This is a genomic window from Flavobacterium lacus, assembly GCF_003268815.1.
Classification (GTDB): domain Bacteria; phylum Bacteroidota; class Bacteroidia; order Flavobacteriales; family Flavobacteriaceae; genus Flavobacterium; species Flavobacterium lacus.
Map to the genome: position 1 here is coordinate 63,997 of NZ_QLSV01000015.1, position 26,877 is coordinate 90,873.

Sequence of the window (26,877 nt, forward strand, 5' to 3'; positions counted from 1 at the left end):
TTTTCAATAAATTTCAGGGTTTTTTTGTTTATATTCGTACTCACAAATAAGCATTAATAATGGAGTTAAAAAGAGTCGTGGTTACCGGTTTAGGAGCCTTAACACCCATAGGAAATAACATTGAGGAATATTGGAATGCGCTAATTAACGGCGTTAGTGGTGCTGCACCAATTACTTATTATGATACTGAAAAACACAAAACAAAGTTTGCTTGCGAAGTAAAGAATTTTAACGTAGAAGATTTTATTGATCGCAAAGAAGCTCGCAGAATGGATAAATTTGCTCAATATGCCATTGTTGCCAGCGACGAAGCCATCTTAGATGCTGGAATTACTGCAGACAATGTTGACAAACATAGAGTTGGTGTTATTTGGGGTGCCGGAATTGGCGGATTAGAAACTTTTCAAGAAGAGGTTTTATACTATGCCAAAGGCGATGGAACACCAAAATTTAATCCGTTTTTTATCCCAAAAATGATTGCCGATATTGCTCCCGCTCATATTTCGATGAAGAATGGGTTTATGGGACCAAATTATACTACCGTTTCTGCCTGTGCTTCTTCTGCAAATGCTATGATTGATGCCTTTAACTATATTCGTTTAGGATTATGTGATGTCATTATTTCAGGTGGTTCAGAAGCTGCAGTTACTATTGCAGGAATGGGCGGATTCAATTCGATGCACGCCTTATCAACCCGAAACGATAGTCCGGAAACAGCCTCAAGACCTTTTGATGCAACCCGTGACGGATTTGTATTGGGCGAAGGTGCCGGTGCATTAGTTTTAGAAGAATACGAACATGCCAAAGCTCGTGGAGCAAAAATATATTGTGAAATTGGTGGTGGCGGAATGTCATCCGATGCTTATCATTTAACTGCACCACATCCGGAAGGACTTGGCGTTATTGCAGTAATGAATAACTGTTTGCGTGATGCCAAAATGAAGCCGGAAGAGATTGATCACATCAATACACACGGAACTTCAACTCCATTGGGAGATGTTGCTGAATTAAAAGCTATTAGTGCTGTTTTTGGCGATCACGCGAAGAACATCAATATCAATTCGACCAAATCAATGACTGGGCATTTACTTGGTGCTGCCGGCGGAATTGAGGCGATTGCTTCCATCTTAGCCATTAAACACGGATTAATTCCACCCACGATTAATCATTCTGTGGTGGATGAAAACATTAATCCTGAATTAAATCTTACGCTAAACAAAGCTCAAAAAAGAGATATTAAAGTGGCAATGAGTAACACCTTTGGTTTTGGTGGCCACAACGCTTGTGTTTTATTTAAAAAATTAGAGGAATAATTCTCAATGAACGTTTTTAAAAAAATATTTACCAAAAATTCCCGTCCTCTAGAAGGCGGGATTTTTTTTGAAGCTATTCATAAAATACTGGGATTTAAACCAAATAACATTGAATTTTATCAAAAAGCATTTACACATCGGTCTTCCAACAAATTAGATTTAAAAGGAAATCCGATTAATTATGAACGTTTAGAATTTTTAGGTGATGCCATGTTGAGTGCCGTTATTGCCGGACATTTATTTAACGAAGTTCCCTCAGGAGACGAAGGTTATCTAACCAAAATGCGTTCTAAAATTGTGAGTCGTGAACATTTGAATGAACTTGGCCGTGATTTGAACTTGATTCAATTGGTAAATAGTAAAGTTCCGTCGCAACATTTTGGTGATAATATTCACGGAAATATTTTTGAAGCATTAGTGGGTGCAATTTTTTTAGACAAAGGATACACGTACTGCGAAAAATTTATCTACAAAAGAGTCATCGTTCCTTATGTTGATATTGCTAAATTAGAGGGAAAGGTAATCAGCTACAAAAGCTTAGTAATCGAATGGTGTCAAAAAGAAAAAAAACCATTTCACTATGATGTTTATGATGATAATGGCAACGATGGCCAACGTTATTTTGGCGTTAAGTTGAGTATTGATAACAAGATAATTGCCAAAGCGAGAGCTACTTCCAAAAAGAAAGCCGAAGAAATTGCTTCTAAACGTGCATTTTTCGCTTTTCAAGAAAAAATGGACAAAAAATTATAGAAATCTTAAAACTACATCGTTTTCGTTCATAAATTATCGTTAAGTTAAGAAATTCAATCTTTTTTGTAGCCCAAAAACACTATATTTACATCTTGTTTGAATGTTAAATATGGCTATTCATAAATTATTCATTGACGACTTCGAAGAAGCAGATTATCAGTTAATCGCCATTCACACCACCTTGGAAAACTATCGAGTTGCGTACTTTATTAACCAAAACCTACCTGTTTTACTTCATCGAAACAAAAAAGATATTCTGATTGGAACAGAAAAACAGAAAACAGGATTTTCAAACTTTCAATTTGAAGACAATAAAAATCAAGTTTTTTGGACTTTAATTGAAAATAAACGAGAAATTTCTCTTCCTCAAAAAAGCAAAACAATTAACCTTTTTAACGAAGAACAAGAATTTAGTAATACCCATTACTTTTTACCTGAATTTAAAAATGTGGATTTTTTTCTGAAAATTGAAAGCGATGCAAATCAAATAGACATCAATAAAATAACAACTAAACTTAATTCTATCGGTCAAATTACTACGGTTTATGCTGTAGATTTGAATCGAATAAAAACTAAAAACAATTTAATTTTTTAAAAAATATGCCAATCAACAAAAAAACCAAAATTGTTGCCACATTAGGGCCAGCATGCAGCAGCAAAGAAGTCATTAAGAATATGATTGATGCGGGAGTTAACGTGTTTCGTATCAATTTTTCCCATGCTGATTATGAAGATGTTAAAGAACGTATTGACATTATCCGTGGATTGAATGATGAATTTGGATATACCACAGCTATTCTAGCCGACTTGCAGGGTCCGAAACTACGTGTAGGAGTAATGAAAGAAGATGTCGTGGTAAATAAAGGTGATATTATTACCTTTCAAACCGCAGAGGATATCCCAGGTACAGCCGAACGTGTTTATATGAATTACAAAGAATTCCCGAGAGATGTAAATCCGGGAGAAAAAATTCTTCTAGATGATGGCAAACTAATGTTTGAAGCACTTGAAACAAACGGCACAACTGAAGTTGTATGTAGAGTTATTCAAGGTGGTCCATTAAAATCAAAAAAAGGTGTTAATCTTCCCAATACAAAAGTTTCGTTACCGGCATTGACCAAGAAAGACATTAAAGATGCTCTTTTTGCCATTGAGAATGAAGTAGATTGGATTGCCCTTTCTTTTGTGAGAACGCCAAAAGATTTGGAAGAATTACAAGATTTGATTGCGAAACATTCTTCCTATAAAATTCCAATCATTGCCAAAATTGAAAAACCGGAAGCTGTTGAAAATATTGATAAAATTGTTGCTTTTTGTGATGGTTTAATGGTTGCTCGCGGCGATTTAGGTGTAGAAGTTCCGGCAGAAGAAGTTCCATTGATACAGAAAAAATTAATTCATAGAGCAAAAACAGCCCGGATTCCGGTTATTGTTGCTACGCAAATGATGGAGACCATGATCACCAGTTTAACGCCAACGAGAGCCGAAGTAAACGACGTTGCCAACTCTGTCATGGATGGTGCCGATGCTGTAATGCTTTCCGGAGAAACTTCAGTAGGAAATTATCCGGTAGAAGTAATTGAAACCATGTCTAAAATTATACGTTCGGTGGAAGATAGCCCTCTTATTCAGGTTCCTCACAATGCTCCTCATGTTCGCACAAAACGATTTATTACCAAATCAATCTGTTATCATGCTGCAATTATGGCCAATGAAATTAAAGCGAAAGCTATCTCTACACTAACAAACAGTGGTTACACAGCGTTTCAAATTTCTGCTTGGCGACCAAGTGCTCATATTTTGGTTTTTACGTCAAATAAACGCATTTTAACTCAATTGAATTTACTTTGGGGTGTTCGTTCTTTTTATTATGATAAGTTTGCCAGTACCGATGACACCGTGGAAGATGTAAATAAATTAGCCAAAGAAAAAGGCTTTGTAGAAAAAGGAGATATGGTTATCAATTTAGCTGCTATGCCGATTGCTGACAAAGGAATGGTAAATACTCTTAGGGTTTCCGATATTTCTTAATATCATTTAAATTTAAAAAATAACAAAGCCGTTTCAATCGTTGAAGCGGCTTTGTTATTTTTATAAAATTGCTTAATGAAGTTGATGTCTTATCTAAATTAAAATCTCAAAAAAGTGATAGAGTGAATTTTAAACAAATTTTGAAACAAGAATTTAAGTTATTAAGGGCCAAAAAGCACTCCATGCATTCAGTAAAAAATGTCAAAGATTGTTGTAACATGAAACACGCTCACTCCTCAAATTCTAAATCGACTAAAGTTAAAATAACAATCTGAACTCATAAAAAAAACACCCACAAAATTACTTTGTGAGTGTTTTGGTATTTACTTACAAGGAATATTCCGAGTGGATTATTCAGGTCTTTTACTACTTAAAAAATTAATTGATTACAATATTATCAATTTGCATCGTAGTTGTAACTCCACCACCTGCACCAACGTACTCAAATATAAAGAAACCATTTCCTGTTATTGAAGCAGGAATTGCAAAGTTTCCACTGTTTGTAAAGTCTGCCGGATAGCCACTCGCTTGCCCAGCAGAAATAGTAAAGCTGGATGTAATATCAACTAAAGTAGCATTATTGACGTTGCCACCAACGACATAATCAGTAGAATAATATACTTTTAATACGGATCCATTTGCAAAACCTGCCTTAGTTTGAAAAGAGAAAGCATTTGCAGCTCCCATATCAACAGGAATAATAAACAAAGATCTGTTGTTTTCAGGTGTACCTCCAAAAGAAGTCATTTGAATGTATTTATTTCCACCAAAAGTAGTTGTTCCCCAGTATCTGCTACCAACAACAGGGTCGTTAATGTAAGAAGGAAATATTCTATTAGCTGGCGTTGTTGTTGGATAGCTTTCAAAATTTTCATTTAATGAAGAAAGAAATACAATATTGTTACCAACAATCGGTGGTGCAAAATCAATGTCAAAACGTGTGTTTGTTAATTGAACATCATCAATAGTTCTTGCAAAAAATTGATAATCTGATCCAAATTTTGTCATGACGCCTCTAATTTTTCCACTTTCTCCTGGAACAACTGTACCTGCGTAAGTTGCAAAACTGCTAGTTCTGAAAATTACAGTATTACCATTCGTATCAGTAATTAAGTGATTAGTAGCTCCACCAATAACATTGTTTGGATTGAAATAAGTCGACCCAACAGCTGCGTCCATGAATTGTACGTTATCTAATTCAATCAAGGTATTAAGATTTGCATCTTGCTTCGCTTCGTTAACGGTTAATGTTCTAACTAACTCTGACTCATCTTTAAATTGACAAGATCTAATAACTATACTACCATAAGTAGACGCTGAAATTCTACCCACAGAAGCGTTTCCGCCTGAATTTAAGAACAACTCCCCAATAATTAAAGAACCATTGGTGATGTTGAAATATCTACGGTTTAATTTTACATACACTTTTCTTCCTGGCTCATAAATTGTAAACATGCTGGTCTGATCGATTGGAATACTAAATCCACGTGGTGGAGTAGTTGCGGTTCCAAGCGTTTGAAGCGATAAACTTTTGAAGAAGTTTCCTCCTCTGTCTGAAGAAACAACATACGCTTCAAGAATATCTTCATTAACAACATTAGTAGGGAACTGAGTTATGGTTGCTGAAGCCATATCATAAAGATCTTGAACTGTTTTGTTCGCAGTTAGATTTGGATCGTTACATTCGAAATTCGGAATTTCGTAATCATCATCATTAACACAGCTGAATAGAGCTAATGAAGCAAAGATGAATAAGGATGTTTTTAAAAAGTTTGTTTTCATAATATATCTTTTTCTATAGTTTTTTTAAAAGTTTAAATAAAAGTTTACGAAGTATGTTCTTCCGTAACCGTAAAAATATTTTGGACCAAATGATCGGGTATCACCGGCATAATCTTGTTGAACTTGCGAAAAGTTTGCATTTCTTCCTTGTTCAAATCCACCAGTAATGTATTCAACATCAAAAACATTGTTAATGCTGGCAAAAAATCCAACAGTATTTCTATTTTTTCTGCTAACTCTCCATGATTTTCCTCCCACCAAATTTACTAAATAAAATGAATCAAATTTTTCTTGTTTTAAATATTGTCTGGCAAGGTCTTCGTCAACATTGTCAAATGGCAAATCATCAATAAAAATTTGATCATTATTAAAGAAATTATCAGTTCTCATGATAGCAGAAATGTCCATGTAGCTATCGGCAAGGTAATTCACATTAGCTCCTATCCACCAAAATTTTGGATCTCTATACTCTAAACCTAATGAATAGGCTTGTTGAGGAGTACCCGGCTGTTTATAATCCTTCATAGTTGCTGTACCATAATTAATTGTTCTACGAACATTGTCAACATTTAAGGCAACATTTGGGTTACTATCGTAGGTATATTGACCGTAAGCCGCCGCTCCAGTGGCTTTGATAGTAGAAGTAATTTGATATTCCAATCCTAATTCAAGACCCATATTTTTCTTGTCAAGACCTGTTACGATTTCGGCAACAAAGGCATTTCCGTTTCCGGATGCCAACTGGCCTGTATCATCAACCACCCCTAAACCTTCCGCAAAAAAGAAACCTACCTCTGTTGCGTCTTGAATTTTAGAATAATATGCCGTTAATCTCGCTTTTAATTTTGGAGCTCTAATAATATAGCTCACATCTCCTCCGGAAATAGTTTCACTTGTTAAGTCATTAACAATTTGATTGTTTAAACGGGCGTTTGGAAAGGTGTTTCTAACAGTAGGAGCCTTTGACATATAAACAGCATTCACATCAAACAAATGACGTCCTGTCAATTTATAAGTCATTCCTCCTTTAAATCCAAAATTATCAAATTCCACTTTACGGCTTTTTCCAAATGAATTTTGAGGATAAATACCGTTTCTATACAATCCTTCTCTTTGGTATTCATTTCTAGAGTAAGATTGTGCTAAATAAAAATCCACTTTATTATAGTTGAATTTAAATTGAGTGAAAGCATCGATTGATGTTGCTAAAATATTGTAATTATAACCATATTTGTCCCCTTCTCCAACTAACCTGCCTGGATTATTTAAATCGGGTTGCGATTGATTTCCTTGAAAGAATGGATCGATATCTCGATAGTACAAACCGCCCATTAAATCTAATAAGTTTTGAAAATTATTGGATTTTAAGTTTCGGTAGGAAGCACTTGCATTGAATACAATATTATCACTCAATTGCGTATTCAATATTGAATTAACAGTTAACAAATCGTCGTCTGTTCTGTCTTCATATAACACATAAACGCTTTCGCTTGGTGTTCTTCCAATAAAATTTCCACTAGCATCTGTGATAGGTGTAGAATTTGCTTCATACATCGCTTGCCAGTTTATTTGACTATTGGCTAAGAATCTAGCTCTAGTTCTATCTGCCTCATCAAAATTGGGCGTCCAGGTTGGAACACCATCTATGTTAGTGTGAAGCGTTGTGTAATAACTTGGAAGATTACGGTAATATGTTGGATCTGGATTAGTAACGTTATTAAAATCCAAACGGCTATTACCAATTTGCCCAGTTTGATAAGCAATATTTGTAGTCAAGAGAGTTTTATTGTTAATCTTCCAATAATGCCCCAGAATCGCCATTGGCTCTACTAAATCCTTATCTCTAGAATTTCTTTTTTTACCATCTTGCCAACCCCAATACGAATTATAGTTCGTACCCATTAAGTCGTTAACTTCCCTAGTATTAGGCGAATTTTTACCTCTACTATTTTCAGCGTAGATAGTAGTTAAATTTATACTATGCTTGCTGTTAATGCGTTTTTCGACACTCCCAAAAAATGAGTTTGCAGAATAGTCTGTTCCTTCAAAGTAACCTTCTTGAGCCCATCTTCTTCCGGCAGAAATAACATAAGCCCATCCATTTTTATTCATTCCGGAGGCATGGGTACCCATCATTCTCCAACTGTAATTAGTGTTTGTACCAGAGAACGAAACCCGTGATCCCGGGCGATAAATTGATGCTCTCGTATTAATTTCTTGCGTCCCTAAAATCCCCCCAAATGTATAATCTGACGGAGCTAATCCATTGGTAAACTCTTGATTTCGCGTTGCATCATTTAAACCTCCCCAGTTACCCCATTGAGGTCTACCATCATATAATTTATTCATCATCACCCCATTAATCATGGTGGCACCATATTCATTGTCTAAACCTCTTACTCTAAACCTGGCTTGACCAAAATTAAATGCCGATGCTTGAAGAAATGCATCTCTTGTGGCTTGTAACAAACCAGCAGTACTTTCTGATCCACTGTTGTCATCACCTAAATCATTTTCGGTAATAGTAATTAAACTTAATTGCTGTTCTGAAGTAATATCGAACTCCAAGACAATAATTCCTAAATCTAAAACTTCACCGCTTGCCAAATCAATGCTTAAAAGTTGTTGAGAATACCCTTCACTTCTAATTTGAAGGAGCTGGCTTCCCTGCGGGACACTTTCAAAAACAAATACTCCATCTGAAGCGGTTAACTTCATTAAGCTTGTGTTTTGAATCGTAACAATAACACTCTGTAATGGTTTTTGTGTTTTTGAATCAACCACAACTCCCCTGACTCCTCCCGAGTTTTGTGCAAATCCAAAAAACACTTGCATTACAAGTAAAATACTAAAAACAAGTTTTTTCATAAATAAAATTAAATTTAATTTTCTCCCCTATTAAGTTAATTATTTCTTAACAGGCAGCAAATGTACATTATTTAATAATATTATTTACTTTTGGTGCGAAGTTTGTACTAAACTTGACAGTAATTTAATATACAATTTATGAAAATTAAACAATTTATTGCCGCATTTCTTGTGATTTCCTCATTGAATAGCGTGATTGCTCAGGACAAAAAATTTATAATGCATACAGTCGCATTTTATAATGTCGAAAATCTTTTTGACATAAAAGATGACGAAAATGTAAATGATTCAGAATATACCCCGGCTAATGGCTGGACTACCGAAAAATACCAACAAAAATTAAAAAACCTAGAAAAAGTAATTTCTGAAATAGGTACCAGCGACCAACAAACCAATTCTCCAGTTATTTTAGGTGTTTGTGAGATTGAAAACAGAGGCGTTTTAGAAGATTTAATCAAAATGCCTAAACTAGCAGCGAAAGATTACGGTATTGTTCACTATGATTCTCCCGATGGGAGGGGGATTGATACTGGTTTTCTTTATCAAAAGAAACATTTCACCCCTACAAGCTCAGCAAACATACCGCTGATTATTCAAAATATTGACGGAAGCGGAAAACGAGTTTACACTCGTGACCAATTACTGGTAACCGGTTACTTAGATGGTGAGGAAATGCACTTTATTGTAAACCACTGGCCATCTCGTTCCGGTGGCGAGAAAAGAAGTAGTCCTTACCGCGAAGCTGCAGGAGCTTTAAACAAAAAAATCATCGACTCTCTTCAAAAAATTAATCCGGACGCCAAAGTAATTACCATGGGCGATTTAAACGACGGACCTTATAATAAAAGCGTTAAAAAATTCCTAGGAGCAAAAGCCAAAAAAGAGGAAGTTGAACCAGGCGGGATATTTAACCCTATGGAGGAAATGTCTAACAGAGGAATTGGTTCACTAGCCTATCGTGATGCATGGGATTTATTCGACCAGATGTTGTTCACTGAGCCATTTATTCGTAAAGATTATTCCTCTTTCCGTTTTTGGAAAGCAGGTGTTTTTAACAAACCCTACTTAGTACAAACTACCGGACAATATAAAGGTTATCCCTTGAGAAATTCTCCGGCAGAGCCAGGCTATAGTGACCATTTCGCTGTATATTCCTATATAATTAAAGAAATAAAATAAGTCCAAAACCAGCGAAAGACACATTTTTAGTGTTTTTATGCTATATTAAAAACCGTAATTAATCCCTAATCCTAATACTTGACGGGTTTGAAATCCGCGAAATGCATTGTCGTCGTAAATGGTTTGGAATGAAAGGTTGGTAGACAAGAATTTGTTAATGGTCATCACGATATTTAACTGATAATCAACATCTACGTTTTGTGGATCCTCTAAATAATTGGAATAGAGACTAAGGATATTTTCGGCAGAAACGTTTTCAAACAAATTGAATTTGTAGTAACCGGCGGCGTAAAAACCAAGCTCGTAACGCATAGATTTGTTGGCATCAACACCAAAATAACTTCCGTTTACATAACCAGGAACGGAAGTATAATCTTTGTCAACAAACGTTAATTTAGACGATAATGGAGCTAAATTGAATTTGAAATCATCACGCTTTTTCCACATCATACCTGGACCAAACGTGAGATAACCCGGCGACAAAAAGTTGGTATTTTCATCTCTAATTTCTTTTCCGTTGGCATCTGTTCCGTAAACAAAACCTTTAGTAAATTGGGTTCTGAAATTTAAAAATGCTGAATAATACCAGTAACCACCAGCTTTTTTCCCGGCTAACGAATTAAATTCAAAGCGGTCGTCTGTTTTCTTTTCAAATTCTGAGTTTTTGGTTTTTACGATACCGTACGAAGCGATCACTTTATTGTCCCATGACCAGTCGTCGCTTTTGTAATTGAAATCATAGTTGAGTCCAAGATTTCCGGAAATGTTGTTTTCTCCACCGGCAACCCAATTGTCAAAAGTGGATTGATTGAATAGAAATGAAATGTTTCCTTTTCTAATCCAACCTTTTGTTCGCGTGGTATCGTTTACTGCTTTAACTACTTCTTCAACACTTTTCACCACTTCTTGTTGAGCTGAAACATGGAGTCCAAGCATTAAACTTAGTGCAATTACTACTTTTTTCATCCTTTCAATTTTTAAGTTTTTAGGCGACAAAGTTAGTAATTGTTCTAAAATTAACAATTTTTTCTGTTAAAAGATAACTATTTTAGAGCTTTATACAAAGGCACTGCCGAGCAAGCCTCACCAAACATAATGCTTTTGGCAACTTTTTGAAGTTGTTGAATTGCAAAAACATAAGCGGTTTCAGGAACCGGTTTTTTAGAACAACCTTTTAGAATAACCGGTTTTCCTCGGTAAATAGAATAATCGATTTGATTGAGGATTTCACTATATAATAAGGTATCGATTTCTTCTTTTTTACCTAAGATAATTTTTTGTGCGAACGGTTGAAGATGAACCGTAACTAAAATGGTTGCCCAAGCTGGTAGAATAGCATCGGTAGAACAATAAATGGCCACAAAGTGATTCCGGTACTGTGACCAATCGTGGTTTTTTAATGCCTCGCGAAAGATTTTTTCTTTCAATAAATATCCCTCCTCAAGCCATTGCGAAATATCAATTTGTGTTCGGATTCCGGAAGGATAATGCTCTTCTAAATCGAAAACCTCAAGTGATGAGTTGGCTACTTTGTTGATGATTTCGTCCATATGGTTCAGGTTTAAAAGTTCAGGTTCAGATTTATCAACTTGAAACTTGAAACTAAATTTACAACATCCCTAATTCTAATTTGGCTTCTTCGCTCATTAAATCTTTGCTCCATGGTGGGTCGAAAGTGATTTCTACTTCACAGGATTTTACAGCATCCAGTGATTTGATTTTTTCTTCTACCTCTCTTGGCAATGTTTCTGCCACAGGACAGTTGGGTGAAGTTAATGTCATTAAGACTTTTACATCATTATCTTCGTTGATCATAACATCGTAGATTAAGCCAAGTTCGTAGATATCGACTGGAATTTCTGGGTCGTAAATTCCTTTAAGGACTTTTACTACGGATTCGCCTAAATTTATATCGTCTTTATATTCTTCCATTTTATTTATATGTTACAGCTGTTAATTTAATTGTTTCATAGATTGAAACTGTTTTTTCCACACCAAATTTAGTGCTTGCAAAAATATCAAAAGTGACGTACCTATTCAAATTTTCGTTAAGTTGAATTGAATTGTGCAATAGTATTTTGTTGTTAATTAGCACTTCAAAAGTGCCGCTTAAACTATCTATATAATCAATGCTTATTTCAACATCTTTAAAAGAATGAACATAGTTTGTAAGAGGATAGGACACCTCCTTTAATCCCTTTTTGTAATTTACTTCATATTTGTAATGAAAAGATCCTGGATAAATTAAATTTAAAATTTTAAAAGCTTTTTTTGTTTCCGGATGATTTCTGGCAACCTCATACTTTGCTTTATTTTTTTTTTCAAGATATTCGCCCTTTGTAATTTCATTTGAATGATAAATAATACTGCCAAGTTTTTCTTTATCATCTTTTGAAAACTCAGCTAATTTAATAAATCTTGTTACTAGCGAAGAATCTTTTGGATGTGATTTAGATTCAGTTTTATAAAATGGAAATTCTATTTTTAATACGATTGAATCTGCATAAATTCCATTTTCGGTAACTTCAATGTTCGATTTTCTTTCATATTCAAATATAATTTTTTCAGCTTCTTTTGGCATTACATTAAATGCACTTTGACCAAAAAAAATTGAATTAAAAAATAGCACTAGTGCTGTAATGGATATTTTCATTAATTTTTTGCTTCAAAAGCCAAAGCATACATTTTTATTTGTTTAATCATCGAAACCAAACCGTTTGCACGTGTAGGTGACAAATGTTCTTTCAAACCAATTTCGTCAATAAAATCGGTGTTGGCTTCTAAAATATCTGAAGGTTTCTGGTTAGAAAATGCACGAATTAAAATTGCAATGATTCCTTTAGTTAATATAGCATCGCTGTCGGCTGTAAAAGCAATTTTCCCATTGTTTTCTTCGCCCTGCAACCATACTTTTGATTGACATCCTTTGATGATATTCTCTTCCGTTTTGAATTTTTCATCAATCAACGGCAATGTTTTTCCGAGTTCGATGATGTATTCATACCGTTGCATCCAGTCGTCAAACATTGAAAACTCGTCAACGATTTCGGTTTGTATTTCTTTAATTGTCATTATTTTCGGTTTTTACAAACGAAACGATTTTGTTTACAAAGGCTTCTATCTCAACGGGTGGACTGTCATGATCAAACGTTTGTGATTGATATAACTTTCCTTCATACACGATTCTTACGTTGGCCATTGCTGCACCGTCATAAAATCGTTTTTCGGCTGGCCCTTTATAATTTTCCAGTTGATTTAAATCAATTTTTACAAACAAATCAGCTAATTCTTTAAAATCTTCCTTTGCTAATTGATAGCTTTTTGCTTTTTCACCTCGATTTCTAACAACCGATAACACCTCGTTTTGAATTTGTATATTGAAATAGCTTCCTCTCGAAATGGCTTGGTATTCGATAGTTGCTTTCTTCATTTCTTCTTTTTCCTTTTGATTACAATTTTTTGTTAAAAATAGCGAAAGGAAAACTAACGTAAAGACTTTCATAGTTATTTGTTTTAGGTCAACATTTGTTGTGCTTTTTTAATGGCCACTACCAAAGCATCGATTTCTTCTTTAGTATTATAAAATGCAAACGAAGCTCTCAATGTTCCCGGAATCTGATAAAAATCCATAATGGGTTGAGCACAATGGTGTCCGGTGCGAACGGCTATTCCTAACTTGTCAATTATCGTACCAATGTCATACGGATGAATGCCTTCAACAGTAAACGAAATTACGGAAGTTTTTTGAGATGATGTGCCATAAATTTTTAAACCTTCAATTTCTAGTAATTGTTTGGTTCCGTATTCTAATAATTCGTGTTCGTAGGCTGCAATGTTTTCAAAGCCAATTTCATTAAGATAATCAATGGCGGTTCCGAGAACAATTCCACCCGCAATATTGGGAGTTCCGGCTTCAAATTTATGAGGTAATTCAGCGTACGTTGTTTTTTCAAATGTAACTGTCGCAATCATTTCTCCGCCGCCTTGATAGGGTGGCAATTTGTTTAACCATTCTTCTTTTCCATACAAAATTCCGGTTCCGGTTGGTCCGCATATTTTGTGTCCGGAAAAAACATAAAAATCACAATTTAGTTCTTGAACATCCGGTTTTAAATGCGGAACTGCTTGTGCTCCGTCAATTAAAACGGCTGCTCCAACTTTATGGGCTTTATTAATCATCAATTTAATAGGATTGATGGTTCCCAACGCATTGGAAATATGATTAACAGTTACAATTTTCGTTTTTTCTGAAAGTAATCGTTCGTATTCTGAAAGAATTAATTCGCCGATTTCATTCATCGGAATCACGACTAATTTAGCTCCAGTTTTTTCACATAACATTTGCCACGGAACAATGTTGCTGTGGTGTTCCAAAGCAGAAACCATGACCTCATCGCCAGGTTTTAGAAAACTTGAAAATCCGTTTGCAACCAAATTAATACCGTGGGTTGTTCCTGAAGTAAAAAGTACTTCGTGACTAAATTTGGCGTTGATGTGCTGTTGAATTTTCAATCGCGAACGTTCATAAGCATCGGTTGCTAACTGACTCAATGTGTGAACACCGCGATGAATATTGGCATTGATTTCTTTGTAATAATTTGCCTCTGCATCAATGACCACTTGTGGTTTTTGCGAAGTTGCTGCGTTATCAAAGTATACGAGCGATTTTCCATTTACTTTTTGGGAAAGTATTGGGAAATCGGCTCTGATTTTTTGGATGTTTATCATTTTTATTTAGAAAAATTCTAAATACAAAAGTAGTAAAAAAGGAATTCGTATCTACCACGAATTCACGAATTTTTATGAATTGTATCACCTGAAATAGGACAATTAATTATTTTATTTCTTTAAATTTTATACATTGCACTAAATAATATTTCAAATGAAAAAGTTTTTTAAATTTCTAGGTATTGCTCTTTTACTTACTGTCGTTTATGTTGGTGTTACAACCTACCCGAAATTAGATATTGTTTCCGGGTTTTCGGCAAAAAGTGTTGCTTCTGGATATTTTATTGACGGAAGACCGCTCGAAATAATTGAAACCGGGGATAACGATATTGACAATGTTCGTTTGGCAACTAATGAAATCAATGAAAAAGAAAAATTGGTCATCTCTTCCGCTTTTGGATTAAAAAAACGAAAAGCAATTTACCGCGAAGGTTTAGGAGCTACATTGGTTAACGATGATTTTGATGAAACGAAACCCTATTTAGTTCCGAAACGCACAAAAACTGAAACTAATTTGCCATTCCCTTATGGAAATTTAGAACCAAAAGATACTGTTTTTGACAATGTTGATTATGTCAAATTAGAAAAAGCGGTGAACAATGCTTTTGACAAAAAAGGAGAGAAAACCAAACGTACCCGAGCACTTTTAGTGATTTATAAAGATCAAATTATTGCTGAAAAATATGAAGATCGTTTTTCTAAGAATACTAAATTTTTAGGTTGGTCGATGACAAAAAGTATTACGGCAACGTATTTTGGAATTTTGCAACAGCAAGGAAAAATTGACATCAATCAACCTGCTGGTTTACCGGAATGGGCGAATGATGAACGCTCGAAAATCACGTTACATAACTTAATTCAAATGAATTCGGGTTTAGAGTGGGAAGAAGATTACGGAAAAATATCCGATGTGACCAAAATGCTTTTTTTAGCGGATGATATGGCAAAAATTCAGTTAGAAAAACCAACGGCTTTTGAACCAAACACCCATTGGAATTATTCTTCGGGAACGACGAATTTGCTGTCGGGAATTTTACGAAGACAATTTAAAACTCATCAAGACTATTTAGATTTTTGGTATTCGTCTTTGATTGATAAAATCGGCATGCACTCGATGTTAATTGAACCTGATATGGCGGGAAATTACGTGGGTTCGTCCTACGGCTGGGCAACGGCAAGAGACTGGGCAAAGTTTGGCTTACTTTATTTGCACGAAGGCAATTGGAATGGCAAGCAACTATTTGATAAAAGCTGGGCAAAGTATGTGGCGACTCCCACACCCACTTCCAAAGGAGAATATGGAGGTCATTTTTGGTTAAACGCCGGTGGAAAATATCCCGATGTACCAAAAGATATGTATTTCTGTGGAGGATTTCAAGGGCAGAAAGTGATTATCATTCCGTCCAAGGAACTGGTGATTGTTCGTTTTGGATTAACGGAAGATGAGGATTTTAATTTTAATGAGATGATGAAGGGAGTGATTTCAAGTGTAAAGAAGTAAAATGAAGAATAAAAATTTCCTTCTCACATTAACTCTGTTGATGATTTGTATAATTTCGTTGGTGTTGGGATTTTACAACCACTGGCATTTTGAAATTAGATTTTACATCGGGATGCTTATCGTGGTTTTTACCATTTTATCTTATTTAAAACGTAAGAGAATTGCAAATTATCTGTTTGGAACGGCTTTACTAATAGGTTTGTTTGATTTAATTCATTTCGTGCCTTTTTCAATTGGTATTAATCTTTCTGTTTTTAAAATTCATTTAATTCCTTTCTTCTTTTTAATGCTTTTTTATCTTTTAAACATAGAAAATATAAATGAGAAAATTAGAAATTTCAACGCACTTTCAAATTCTGAGGAACTAAATAGAAGAAATAACCAAATTGAATTTTTCAAAAATCAATTTCAAAATTTTTCTGAAACTGAAATTGATAAAAAATTAAAAGAAGATTTGGTTCCTGATGCGATAGAAGCTTTGAAAATCTTGAAGGAAAATTTAACAGGAAAGAACTCAAATTAAAATCGCCAAGGACACGAAGGTAATTGTGTAAACTTTCGTATTTAGTGTAAATCTTAGTTTTCTTACTGTTTAAATTAAATATTCGTTTTAAATTGTTCTAAAAAGCGAACATCATTCTCATAAAACATACGAATATCGCCAATTTGATACAAAAGCATGGCAATACGTTCGATTCCCATACCAAAGGCGAAACCATTGTATTCATCCGGATTGATGCCGCAGTTTTTCAAAACGTTTGGGTCTACCATTCCGCAACCCATGATTTCCAACCAGCCTGTTCCTTTGGTGATGCGGTAATCGGTTTCGGTTTTTAAACCCCAGTAAATGTCCACCTCAGCACTTGGTTCGGTAAAAGGAAAATAAGAGGGTCGCAAACGAATTTTTGACTTTCCGAACATTTCTTTAGTGAAATATAAAAGTGTTTGCTTCAAGTCAGCAAACGAAACATCTTTGTCAATATACAATCCTTCCACTTGATGAAAAATACAGTGTGAACGCGAAGAAACAGCTTCATTACGGAAAACTCTTCCCGGAGAAATCGTTCTAATTGGCGGTTTGTTGTTTTCCATGTATCGCACCTGAACCGAAGAGGTGTGCGTTCGCAACAAAACATCCGGATTGGTCTGAATAAAAAATGTGTCTTGCATATCTCTCGCCGGATGGTATTCAGGAAGATTTAATGCAGTAAAATTATGCCAATCGTCTTCAATTTCCGGACCTTCAGAAACATTGAAACCAATATTTGAAAAGATATCGATAATTTGATTTTTTACCAACGAAATAGGATGACGAGAACCAATCGGGAAAGGCTCACCCGGACGCGTTAAATCGCCAAAAAGTCCAACCGATTCTTCTTTGCTTTCCAACAATTCCTGAATTGATTTTACTTTTTCTTCGGCTGTGTTTTTCAACGTATTGATTACTTGACCAAATTCTTTTTTCTGTTCGTTGGGAACATTTTTAAATTCGGCAAACAAGTCTTTCAACAGACCTTTGCTTCCTAAAAATTTAATTCTGAATTGTTCAAGAGTTTCCTTGTTATCCGTTTGAAAAGCTTGTGCTTCGCCAATGTATTCTTTTATCTTATCTATCATCGTTCGTGCTGTAAAGGTGCAAATTTAGGAAAAAGTTGGGAGTTGCGAGTTGGAAGATTGGAGTTTTTATCAAAAACCGAAAACTATTCAATCAACTCTCTCTCCAAAAAATAATTCACAATCGCTTCTTTCATCAAAACCGACTGTTCGCCTGCTTTTAATGGCGGAAGTTCTTCTTTTACTTTGTAATGTGGCCAACCGTCGTTATCAAAAAACTCAAATTCATAATAGCCATAAGGTTCTAATAATCGGCAAATGGCAATGTGCATGAGTTCGATTTTTTCATCTTTTTTGAAGGTTCTTTTCACTTTACCTAACTCCTGAACGCCAATTAAATAGATAATGGCATCTAGGTCGAGTACATCGCCCTCAGCAAATTGATTGGATAGTATGTTGACAACGTTTTCCCAACGTTCTTTTAATTGAATATCTCTTGACATGATGGAAGATGGAAGTGGAAAGATGGAAGAATAATTTCAATCATCAACCACTATTTTTGGCAAAGATAAGTTTTTAGTTTAAAACCATTAAAATTAAGACAATTTAGAACACAGATTTAAGAAATAAGAATAATTAAAAAAATAAAAATTTAAAAATATTTAAACCATTGAGGTATTAAGGAGCATTAAGGCTTAATGAAACTTAATACCTTAATGGTTCAGAAAAAAACTTATTTTTGTTTAAAAGAAAAAAATGGATATTGTAATTGGAATTATATTAATTATTGGATTGTATCACGGCATTAAAAACGGTTTGTTTGTGGAAATTGCTTCCATTATTTCATTTATTTTAGGCGTTTTTATTGCTATTAAATTTTCGTATTTGGTGAAAGGATTTTTAGAAGGTTTTGTAAATTGGAATCCGAAAACTATTCAAATTACAGCTTTTGTTTTGACTTTAATTATGGTTGTAATTGGCGTTCATTTTTTAGCAAAGATTTTTACAAAAATTGCAGATTTTGCTTTTTTAGGTTGGGCAAATAAATTAGGCGGTGGAATTTTCAGTGTTTTAAAAACCGCTTTATTAATTGGAATTGTGCTGAATTTAGTTCAAAAAACAAACATTGATAATCAATTTATTTCTAAAGAAAAACAAGACAAATCGGTTTTTTACAGACCAATTTTAGACACCACCGCTTTTATAATGCCGATGGTTACAAAATGGATTGACGATGTAAAAAAAGTATATGAAGAAACTACTTTAACTCCTTGATGGCTTCGCTTAAAATCCATCCTTCGGTTTCATCTGTCAATTGAATTTTTTTCCAATTATCAACCGTTTCTAAAACAAATACTTTTGTGCCTTCATGGAGAATGAATGCTTCTGTGGCATTTTCTCTTGGTTCGTTTTTCACGGAAATTATTTGTTCAAAAACAATGGCCGGGCGTTCGGTTTGATAAAGGTTTTTTTCAAAAACGGCTGCTCCAACGGCTGCTAAAATAAAAAACGGAATAATGAACATTCCCACAAAGAAAATTCGCTTTCCCACAGTTGTTTGTGAAAAGTAATAGCCTATAAAAAACAACAAAAACAGAATTGCTAAACCAACCGAAATATATCCCCAAGTGTTGTAATGAACCAATCCTGTGAAGTTTCGCATGATTCGCTCAAAACCAACTTTTTCAATGGTTTTAATATCGTCAATTGTACTGTTTTTAGCAAATTTCAGGTTGTTTTGGATGTCTTTATCATTTGGACTTATCAATAGTGCTTTTTCATAATAATAAATAGCCGGTGCAATTTTATTGAGTTTATAATAGCTGTTGGCCAAATTAAAATATAAATCGCACGACTCTTTTTTGCCTTTTATAATGCTTTCATACGCCGTAATTGCTTCTTGATAATTACCTTTGCGATAATGATCGTTTCCTTTATCAAAAACACTCTGTGCCCAAAAAGTTTGGGTTAACAAGAGTAAAATATAGATGATATTTTTCATGGTTTTGATGTTAAGAAATTTGTTTTTCCAATTCCGAAATTACTTCTGCCGCTTTGTCAAAATCCTGCTGCATCGCTACATTTGAAAATTGAGCATAGCGAGCTAATTCGCAATTTTCGGTGATTTGAATAAATTTTTCAATCGTTTCCGATTGAGCTTTTTTATCGGCTAATAATTGTTTGATTAAATCTTTGCTCATTTCCGAGGTTTCAATTTTCAATTTCGCTTTCAGAAAGTTGTGCAACGATTTTTCTAATGCTACATAAAACGGCTCTTTGTTTCCTAGTTGCTTTTTGGCTTCAGATAAATATTTCTTAGCCAATCTGTTGTTCATTTTCAATTTGTTTCCAACCACATCACCATCAATTGCTTCTTTTTTCTTTTTAAATAAAATGATAAACGGAATCAATAAAAACGGTATTCCCAACAAAACATAATACATTGTTGAACCAAAAAAATCCTTTTTATTAATTTGGGATAATTTAGTTTTTAAATGAATAAATTTGAATTGATCTTGTGCCGAAACTGTCTTTTTCTCCGCAGAAGCATTGTCCTGATTAGCAGTTCCTGCGTTAGGCGAAGACGGCCCGTCTGCCACATTAATCGTAATTTCGTTGGAAGTGATGGTTTTATAACTGTTCGTTCCTAAATCAAAATAGGAAAACTGCATTGGTTTAATCGTGTAATTTCCTTTGAATTGCGGAATAATCGTGTATTTATCTGAAATTTTACCGTTCATTCCACTCAAAGGCGTATTCACATTTTCGGAGTGAACCGGATCATACATCTCCAAAGCTGTGGGAACAACAGGTTTTGGTAAACTGAATAATTTTAAATTTCCTGAACCGGAGACACTTACTTCCAAATCCATACTTTCACCATTTTTTAAGGTAGTTTTGGATGGCGTAACTTTAAAATCAAATTTACCAACAGCTCCAGAAAAATCAATTGGTTTTCCATTTTCAGGAAGTGGTTTCACGGTGATGATTTTACTTCCGGCAGAAACCCGTTTGTGGTCTTTGGTTAACATCACTTGACCGAAAATATTTCGTCGATTGGTTGGTAATTCTACATCAATATCTAACGAAAGTGGTTCAATTTCTAATTTTCCTGATTTTTGCGGATATAGAACTGTTTTGCGAAGTACGACAAAACGAAAGCGTTCACCATTGTAATTTCCTTCTTCGGCAACCAATTGTTTGATGTCGATGTTTTGACTCCAAAAATCATTGTATTTGGGTTTATCTAATTCTCGCCAATTCGAAATTCCGATGTTGTGGCTGAAATATAATTTGTAAACTACCGTGATAGGTTCGTTCAAATAGGGATTGGTTTTGCTAACCTCAGCAACCAAATGCAACGCATCGTTTATCGAAACGGAATTGTCATTTGGATCACGTGGTTGTTGTACCGCATCGGTAATTTTAATACTTATTGGCGTGGTTTTATACACTTGTCCGTTGTACTCAATCGACGCTTGTTTGATGGAAATAGTTCCTTTTTGAGTAGGTAATAAAAAATAGGAATACGTTTTGTTGAACGAACTTTTCCCATTTACCCATGATTGACTGACTTGCTGACTTGGACCGGCAATGACTCTGAAACCTTCAAAGGCAGGAGGAACGAAGTTATCGCCATCTACATTCATAGTGAAATCGATACGCAAGCGTTCGTTGAGCCCCAAAGAAGTTTTACTCGCTTTGGCCTCAAACTGAACTTGAGCAAAAATTGTCTGACAAGTTAATAATAGTATGAATACTAATTTTTTCATTTTTTAATTACCAGTCTTTTTCCGTTTGAACAGGTTTTGTTTTAACTTTTTGAAGATTTACTTTTTCCTGTACTTTCTTTTCTTCATTATTTACGGCATCAAGCAGATTTTGAACGCTTTCTTTGGAAATTCCGGAAGGTTGCGGTTTTGGCTGACCACCTTGATTTTGGTCTTTCTTCTGATCTCCTTCGTTCTTATCTTCTTTGTTATCCCCTTTATTTTTGTCTTTGTCGCCTTCTTTTTTATCGTCTTTTTTGTCTTTATCTCCGTCGCCTTTGTCTTGTTTTTGATCGTCTTTTTTATCGTCCTTCTTGTCCTCTTTCTTATCGTCTTTTTTGTCTTGGTTTTGATCTTCAGGATTATTTTTTAGATATTCTTTGGCTAAGGCATAATTGTAGCGGGTTTGCTCGTCAGAAGGATTATTTCGCAAGGCATTTTTATACGTTTCAACCGCTTTACCGTATTGTTTTTCTTTCATATAAACATTACCTAAATTGTGCAGTGCTTTGTGCTTTTCTTCTTTCGTGGTTGCTTTTTCATATGCCTGTGAATACGCAAATTTTGATTCACTGAATTGCTTTTGCCTATAAATTGAATTTCCTAAATTATACGAAGGAGCTGCTCCAGATAATCCTTTGGAATTGGAAATACGGTATTGAGCTTCGGCTTCGGTATATTTCTTTTCAGCGAAAGCTTCATTTGCTTTGGGCAAAATTTTATCTTTCTCTTTTTTAACTTCCTCTTGAGCGAACATAAAATAAGAAAACAATAAACTAATTAAAAAAACGATTTGCTTCATGATTCCTTTTCATTAAATAAATTCAACTTACTGATCCAGCCTGTTTTTCTTTCTAACAGAAAAATATCGATGAACAACAGTGCAAAAGCTATGCCCAAAAACCATTGAAACTGTGATTGAAAATCGGCTACTTGAGTAGTTTCAAATTCGGTTTTTTCGATGTTATCTAAGGCATTCTTTACATAATCCAGTACTTCTTTGGTATTTCCGCCGTAAACATAACCGCCTTTTGTTCCTTTTCCTATTTGTTTTAGGATTTCTTGATTCATTTTGGTTACCACAACCTCATCGTTTTGGTCTCGTTTGAAATTTTCTACGACACCATTTCTTTTGATTGGAATGGGTCCGCCTTTTTCGGTTCCAACACCAATCGTGATTACTTTTGCTTTTATTTTAAGAGCTTCTTCAATGGCTCCATCTACTCCGTCGGAATGATCTTCTCCATCCGAAATCAGAATAATTAATTTATTGGTAGCGTTTCCTTTATCAAAATAATTAGCTGATAATTTGATGGCTTCTTCTAACGAAGTTCCTTGCGACGAAACCATGTCGGTATTCATGCCTTGCAGATACATTTTTGCAACACCATAATCAGTTGTAATGGGCAACACAGGAAACGCACTTCCGGCATAAGCCACCATTCCGATTCGGTCGCTACCCAATTGATTAATGATTTGTGAAACGATTTGTTTTGTTTTGTCTAATCGGTTGGGTGCCATGTCTTCGGCTAGCATACTTTTGGAAACGTCGATTGCAAAAACCACGTCAATTCCTTCTCGCTTCACGGTTTCCATTTTGGTACCAATTTTTGGATTGGCTAAACCGATTATTAAACTTGCTAATGCCAAAAGCAAAACAGTAATTTTTAAAACCGGTTTAAAAACCGACTTTTCAGGGCTTAGTTTTTTAACTAATTCGACATCCCCAAATTCGCGTTGCTTTTTTCTTTTCCAATATAAATTGATTAAAAAAAGTATCACTATTATTGGGATAACAGCTAAAAAGTATAAATATATTTTTTCGTCTATTTGTGAATACATATTATATAAAACCTCTAAAAATGGTTTGTTTTAATAAAATTTCAATCAACAATAATAAGCCTGCAATCCAAATTAATGGTCGGAATTTTTCATCGTAATTGTAAAAACGTTGTTCTTCGATTTCAGTCGTTTCTAACTTATTGATTTCGTTGTAAATTTCTTCTAATTTACTATTGCTGGTTGCTCTAAAATATTTTCCGTCGGTTTTTTTGGCGATGCTTTTCATCAATGCTTCATCAATTTCAACGGGCATCATTTTGTATAAAAATCCACCGTTTGAAGCAAAGGCATACGGGAATTCTGCCATTCCGTTTGTCCCAATTCCAATCGTATATACTTTAATCCCATATTCTCTGGCAATGTCGGCGGCAGTTTCCGGTTCAATAAAACCCGCATTGTTTACGCCATCAGTTAACAAAATAACGATTCTACTTTTTGCTTTACTGTCTTTTAGACGGTTAACGGCGGTGGCCAATCCCATTCCGATTCCGGTTCCATCTTTGAGAACATTGTCGTAATTAATGCTTTGGATGGCATTAATCACAATTGATTTATCACTGGTTACAGGAGTTTTGGTATAACTTTCTGCGGCATACACCACAATTCCGAAACGATCATTGGGTCTGTCTTTCACAAAGTTTGCCGCCACTTTTTTTAATGATTCTAATCGATTTGGCTTTAAATCTTTGGCTAACATACTTCCGGAAACGTCCGTGGCAATCACAATATCAATTCCGCGAGTGGTTTTGGTTTTATTACTGATATCCACCGTTCTTGGTCGAGCTAGTGCTACAATGATGAAGCTTAATGCTAGTATTCTCATCGCAAAAAGTAATGGTTTCAATTTGGGTAAAATTGAACTCTTTACTTTAAACCCTTTTAGCGAACTGACTTTTAAAGTAGGCGTTTGCTTGTTTCGTTTCCAAATATACCAGGCGATTGCCACCGGCAGAAGGGTGAACAACCAAAAAAACTGTGGATGTAAAAAAGTGATGTTTTCCATAGTTATTTGATTATAGCAATTTCAACCGAATTCATAATTCGCTCTGTTATTTCGTTGGCAATTTCATCACCTTCTTCTTGCAATACAATAACTTGTTGCAATCCGCCTTCTTGACCAAAAAAGATTACTTCGTAATAGGCTTTTCGGCTTTTTTTGGTGATTGGATCTAAAATATTCATAGTTCCGAAACCTCTCAATCCTTCAATACCTTCTTTGGTACTGAAACTTTCTTGTTTCACTAAGATATTTTGTGCTCCGTTGGCTTCCATCATTTTTAGTGAACCTTCGAGTGCTTGAGCCAATTCAATTTTTATTTCTTGCTTTAATTTGGTGGTCATTATCGCAATGTAAAAATCATCCATCATTGCTCCGTAGCCAAACATTTGCATGTCTGCCATTTCCGACTGCTGTCCGCCCATCATTTTGGAAACATCCATTCGTTTGAGCACTTTTGGCGTTTCAATTTTAATGGCCGGATTTCCGTATTGACTCGAAACCCATTCGCCTTCTAATAATTCTTTGGTTGGATGACCAAGAATGTTGTCTTTTAAAAAGTCGAAACCTTTCACGGCAATTAAAATACCGAATGAGACAAATAAAACAACAACTACTGAAACAATTATCAGTGTTCTTTTCTTTGCTTTTTTTCGTTTTAAAATTTTTACTTGATTGGCTTCGTTATCTTCTAATTCCTCCTCTTCCACTTCTTCAGGAATGGATTGATGAATTTTGAAAATAGTTTTTTCGATTTTAATTTTATCATCGGCAATTTCAAATTCTAATGGTTTTGATTTTGCAAACTTTACTAAATCGGCTTGTTTTAAAACCTTTTCCAAATTTTTAATGGTTTCTTCCGAAAGCGAAAGTTTCTTTTTGACAATCGCAATTTTGAAGGCAGAAATTAATTCGTCAGTCGTGCTTTCCATTGCCGGAATTTCGATGGCTTCTTCGATATAAGTTCGGGCAATATCGGTTAATTCAGAATAATATTCTTTCACTTCGCCACGTTCAACTAAGCTCTTTTTTTCTAATGTTTTTAGATGTGCCGTCGCTTTTTCAATGGGAGAAGCATAGACAATTTCTTCTTCTATAGGTTTTTTATATTTCTTTATCAGAAAATAAATCAGATAACCAATTCCGGCAATTCCGATTACAATCAACAAATAAATCCACCAATTCGAATAGTCGTTCGGAACGGTTGAAATATCTTTGATATCATACATGTGTTGCTTTAACGTATCGACCACAACTGGAAGAATTTCTACTAAAATACTATCGGTGGCAAATGGTTTTGAATTGATTATGACTTTTAACGATGGTATCGTGTATTTTCCGCTGTCAAATTGCGTTAAACCATATTTTTTGATAAGCTGATACTTATCGTTTTCTTTGATTGTGTCGGTGGGGTAACTTTCTAACACTTCTAAACTTCCAAATAATTTTCCTTCCGGAAAAGCCACTTTTGAAAGTGTATCCACCGTTGTTTTGAAGGTTAAATTAATTTGTGCACCAATTTTAACTTTGGTGCTGTCAACCAAAGTAGTTACTCTTTTTTGTTGAGCAAAAACGAAGGTTGAAATAAGTAGAAAAAAGATATATAATTTAATTTTCATTGTCTGTTTCACAGCGATTTACAAAATTTTTTGAAATTTGCTTATGATTATCTTGATTTAAAATAAGTTAGTAATTTGGTCACATAACTTTCGTCAACTCTTGTATTTACTGTTCCGGAACCACATTTTGAAAAAGTTTCTTTGAAAAAAGTTACTTTCTCGCGATAGTATTTTTCATATTCCATTCGTATGGATTTTGAATTGGTGTTCACTAACATGGTTTCGCCCGTTTCAGCATCCAACATATTGACCATTCCGATGTTTGGCATTTTTTCTTCTCGAATATCAAATACTCGGATTCCGGTGATGTCGTGTTTTTTTCCGGCGATTTTTAAAGTGTGTTCGTAATTATCATCCGCAATAAAATCAGATATAAAAAAGACGATGGCTTTCTTTTTCATCACGCTTGATAAAAATTTCAACGCATTGGTAATATTGGTTTTATTGCTTTTTGGTTTAAATTCAATCAACTCACGGATGATTCGCAACACGTGCGATTTTCCTTTTTTAGGTGGAATGTAAAGCTCAATTTCATCGGAAAACAAAATCAAACCAATTTTATCGTTGTTCTGAGTTGCTGAAAATGCCATGGTTGCAGCGATTTCAGTGACAATTTCACTTTTCAATTGATTTTTTGTACCAAAACTTTCTGAACCGGAAATGTCCACCATTAACATCATTGTTAATTCACGCTCTTCTTCGAACACTTTAATGTATGGTTCGTTGTAACGTGCAGTTACGTTCCAATCAATCGCACGAACATCGTCGCCAAATTGATATTGACGTACTTCCGAAAAAGTCATCCCACGACCTTTGAATGACGTATGGTATTCGCCCGAAAAGATATGATCGCTCAATCGTCGGGTTTTGATTTCTATTTTTCGTACTTTTTTGAGTAAGTCTTTTGTTTCCATTTTTCTTTGTTTCAGGTTTCAGGTTT

Annotated in this window: 26 protein-coding genes; 8 read left to right on the forward strand and 18 right to left on the reverse strand. The window is 34.7% G+C overall.

The genetic code is table 11. The features are described 5' to 3' along the window. Positions 1-59: 59 nt before the first annotated feature. From fabF to pyk, 4 genes are all read left to right on the forward strand, one after another. Entirely contained in the window at positions 60-1,313 is a 1,254-nt protein-coding gene (fabF, locus tag B0I10_RS13545) for a beta-ketoacyl-ACP synthase II (RefSeq protein WP_112087046.1), read from the forward strand. Positions 1,314-1,319: 6 nt separating this feature from the next. Then, positions 1,320-2,066 carry a ribonuclease III gene (gene rnc / locus B0I10_RS13550; RefSeq protein WP_112087047.1) on the forward strand — a complete coding sequence of 249 codons (747 nt, stop codon included), beginning with the start codon at positions 1,320-1,322 and terminating at the stop codon, positions 2,064-2,066. A gap of 109 nt (positions 2,067-2,175) precedes the next feature. Beyond that, on the forward strand, positions 2,176-2,661 hold the full coding sequence (locus tag B0I10_RS13555) for an IPExxxVDY family protein (protein WP_112087088.1): 486 nt from the start codon (positions 2,176-2,178) through the stop codon (positions 2,659-2,661). A gap of 5 nt (positions 2,662-2,666) precedes the next feature. Next, positions 2,667-4,097, forward strand: coding sequence for a pyruvate kinase (pyk, locus tag B0I10_RS13560; RefSeq protein WP_112087048.1), 1,431 nt, complete (start codon positions 2,667-2,669; stop codon positions 4,095-4,097). Between the two features lie 378 nt (positions 4,098-4,475). Here the strand turns inward: pyk and B0I10_RS13570 are convergent, their stop codons facing one another. Together B0I10_RS13570 and B0I10_RS13575 are read right to left on the reverse strand one after the other, a co-directional pair. Beyond that, on the reverse strand, positions 4,476-5,879 hold the full coding sequence (locus B0I10_RS13570; RefSeq protein ID WP_112087050.1) for a DUF5689 domain-containing protein: 1,404 nt from the start codon (positions 5,877-5,879) through the stop codon (positions 4,476-4,478). 24 nt (positions 5,880-5,903) lie between these two features. Then, a complete protein-coding gene (locus tag B0I10_RS13575) occupies positions 5,904-8,747 on the reverse strand; it encodes a carboxypeptidase-like regulatory domain-containing protein (protein ID WP_112087051.1) in 2,844 nt (947 codons plus the stop codon). Between the two features lie 138 nt (positions 8,748-8,885). On the opposite strand from B0I10_RS13575, the gene B0I10_RS13580 reads away from it, so the two are divergent. Next, positions 8,886-9,926: an endonuclease/exonuclease/phosphatase family protein gene (locus B0I10_RS13580; RefSeq protein WP_112087052.1), complete on the forward strand. Its 1,041-nt coding sequence runs from the start codon at positions 8,886-8,888 to the stop codon at positions 9,924-9,926. A 45-nt stretch (positions 9,927-9,971) separates the two neighbouring features. Here B0I10_RS13580 and B0I10_RS13585 read toward each other — a convergent pair whose 3' ends face one another. The 7 genes from B0I10_RS13585 to B0I10_RS13615 all read right to left on the reverse strand — a co-directional run bounded on the left by B0I10_RS13585 (position 9,972) and on the right by B0I10_RS13615 (position 14,654). Then, positions 9,972-10,892, reverse strand: a complete 921-nt coding sequence (locus B0I10_RS13585; protein ID WP_112087053.1) for a DUF3078 domain-containing protein — start codon at positions 10,890-10,892, stop codon at positions 9,972-9,974. A gap of 77 nt (positions 10,893-10,969) precedes the next feature. Beyond that, positions 10,970-11,476, reverse strand: a complete 507-nt coding sequence (locus B0I10_RS13590; RefSeq protein ID WP_112087054.1) for a DUF2480 family protein — start codon at positions 11,474-11,476, stop codon at positions 10,970-10,972. A gap of 58 nt (positions 11,477-11,534) precedes the next feature. Further along, a complete protein-coding gene (locus B0I10_RS13595; protein ID WP_112087055.1) occupies positions 11,535-11,858 on the reverse strand; it encodes an SUF system Fe-S cluster assembly protein in 324 nt (107 codons plus the stop codon). Position 11,859: 1 nt separating this feature from the next. Further along, positions 11,860-12,579 (reverse strand): hypothetical protein, encoded by a 720-nt coding sequence (locus B0I10_RS13600; protein WP_112087056.1) that lies wholly within the window; start codon positions 12,577-12,579, stop codon positions 11,860-11,862. Further along, on the reverse strand, positions 12,579-12,998 hold the full coding sequence (locus B0I10_RS13605) for a SufE family protein (RefSeq protein WP_112087057.1): 420 nt from the start codon (positions 12,996-12,998) through the stop codon (positions 12,579-12,581). Before B0I10_RS13605 ends, B0I10_RS13600 begins: the two co-directional genes overlap by 1 nt. After that, positions 12,988-13,428 (reverse strand): hypothetical protein, encoded by a 441-nt coding sequence (locus B0I10_RS13610; RefSeq protein ID WP_112087058.1) that lies wholly within the window; start codon positions 13,426-13,428, stop codon positions 12,988-12,990. Before B0I10_RS13610 ends, B0I10_RS13605 begins: the two co-directional genes overlap by 11 nt. Positions 13,429-13,439: 11 nt before the next feature. Beyond that, a complete protein-coding gene (locus tag B0I10_RS13615; protein WP_112087059.1) occupies positions 13,440-14,654 on the reverse strand; it encodes an aminotransferase class V-fold PLP-dependent enzyme in 1,215 nt (404 codons plus the stop codon). A gap of 154 nt (positions 14,655-14,808) precedes the next feature. Between B0I10_RS13615 and B0I10_RS13620 the strand changes: the two genes are divergently transcribed. Then, entirely contained in the window at positions 14,809-16,155 is a 1,347-nt protein-coding gene (locus tag B0I10_RS13620; protein ID WP_112087060.1) for a serine hydrolase domain-containing protein, read from the forward strand. Position 16,156: 1 nt separating this feature from the next. Then, a complete protein-coding gene (locus tag B0I10_RS13625; protein ID WP_146740365.1) occupies positions 16,157-16,678 on the forward strand; it encodes a hypothetical protein in 522 nt (173 codons plus the stop codon). A 74-nt stretch (positions 16,679-16,752) separates the two neighbouring features. Here B0I10_RS13625 and pheS read toward each other — a convergent pair whose 3' ends face one another. Both pheS and B0I10_RS13635 read right to left on the reverse strand, forming a co-directional pair. After that, positions 16,753-17,772 (reverse strand): phenylalanine--tRNA ligase subunit alpha, encoded by a 1,020-nt coding sequence (gene pheS / locus B0I10_RS13630; protein WP_112087062.1) that lies wholly within the window; start codon positions 17,770-17,772, stop codon positions 16,753-16,755. An 83-nt stretch (positions 17,773-17,855) separates the two neighbouring features. Beyond that, complete coding sequence (locus tag B0I10_RS13635) at positions 17,856-18,212, reverse strand: hypothetical protein (protein WP_112087063.1); 357 nt, start codon at positions 18,210-18,212, stop codon at positions 17,856-17,858. Between the two features lie 253 nt (positions 18,213-18,465). Here B0I10_RS13635 and B0I10_RS13640 point away from each other — a divergent pair, with 253 nt between their 5' ends. Beyond that, positions 18,466-18,984, forward strand: a complete 519-nt coding sequence (locus B0I10_RS13640) for a CvpA family protein (protein ID WP_112087064.1) — start codon at positions 18,466-18,468, stop codon at positions 18,982-18,984. Here the strand turns inward: B0I10_RS13640 and B0I10_RS13645 are convergent. From B0I10_RS13645 to B0I10_RS13675, 7 genes are read right to left on the reverse strand one after another with little or no spacing between them, the layout of a single operon-like run. Beyond that, positions 18,968-19,711 (reverse strand): tetratricopeptide repeat protein, encoded by a 744-nt coding sequence (locus B0I10_RS13645; RefSeq protein ID WP_112087065.1) that lies wholly within the window; start codon positions 19,709-19,711, stop codon positions 18,968-18,970. The genes B0I10_RS13640 and B0I10_RS13645 overlap by 17 nt on opposite strands. Positions 19,712-19,721: 10 nt before the next feature. Further along, positions 19,722-21,482 (reverse strand): BatD family protein, encoded by a 1,761-nt coding sequence (locus tag B0I10_RS13650; protein ID WP_112087066.1) that lies wholly within the window; start codon positions 21,480-21,482, stop codon positions 19,722-19,724. A gap of 7 nt (positions 21,483-21,489) precedes the next feature. After that, complete coding sequence (locus B0I10_RS13655; protein ID WP_112087067.1) at positions 21,490-22,281, reverse strand: tetratricopeptide repeat protein; 792 nt, start codon at positions 22,279-22,281, stop codon at positions 21,490-21,492. Beyond that, a complete protein-coding gene (locus B0I10_RS13660) occupies positions 22,278-23,321 on the reverse strand; it encodes a VWA domain-containing protein (protein WP_112087068.1) in 1,044 nt (347 codons plus the stop codon). Before B0I10_RS13660 ends, B0I10_RS13655 begins: the two co-directional genes overlap by 4 nt. A gap of 1 nt (position 23,322) precedes the next feature. Beyond that, positions 23,323-24,324, reverse strand: coding sequence for a vWA domain-containing protein (locus B0I10_RS13665; protein ID WP_112087069.1), 1,002 nt, complete (start codon positions 24,322-24,324; stop codon positions 23,323-23,325). Positions 24,325-24,326: 2 nt separating this feature from the next. Next, the gene (locus B0I10_RS13670) at positions 24,327-25,937 is read right to left on the reverse strand and encodes a BatD family protein (protein WP_112087070.1); all 1,611 of its coding nucleotides are present in this window, start codon (positions 25,935-25,937) and stop codon (positions 24,327-24,329) included. A gap of 47 nt (positions 25,938-25,984) precedes the next feature. Then, on the reverse strand, positions 25,985-26,851 hold the full coding sequence (locus B0I10_RS13675; RefSeq protein ID WP_112087071.1) for a DUF58 domain-containing protein: 867 nt from the start codon (positions 26,849-26,851) through the stop codon (positions 25,985-25,987). Positions 26,852-26,877: the final 26 nt, after the last annotated feature.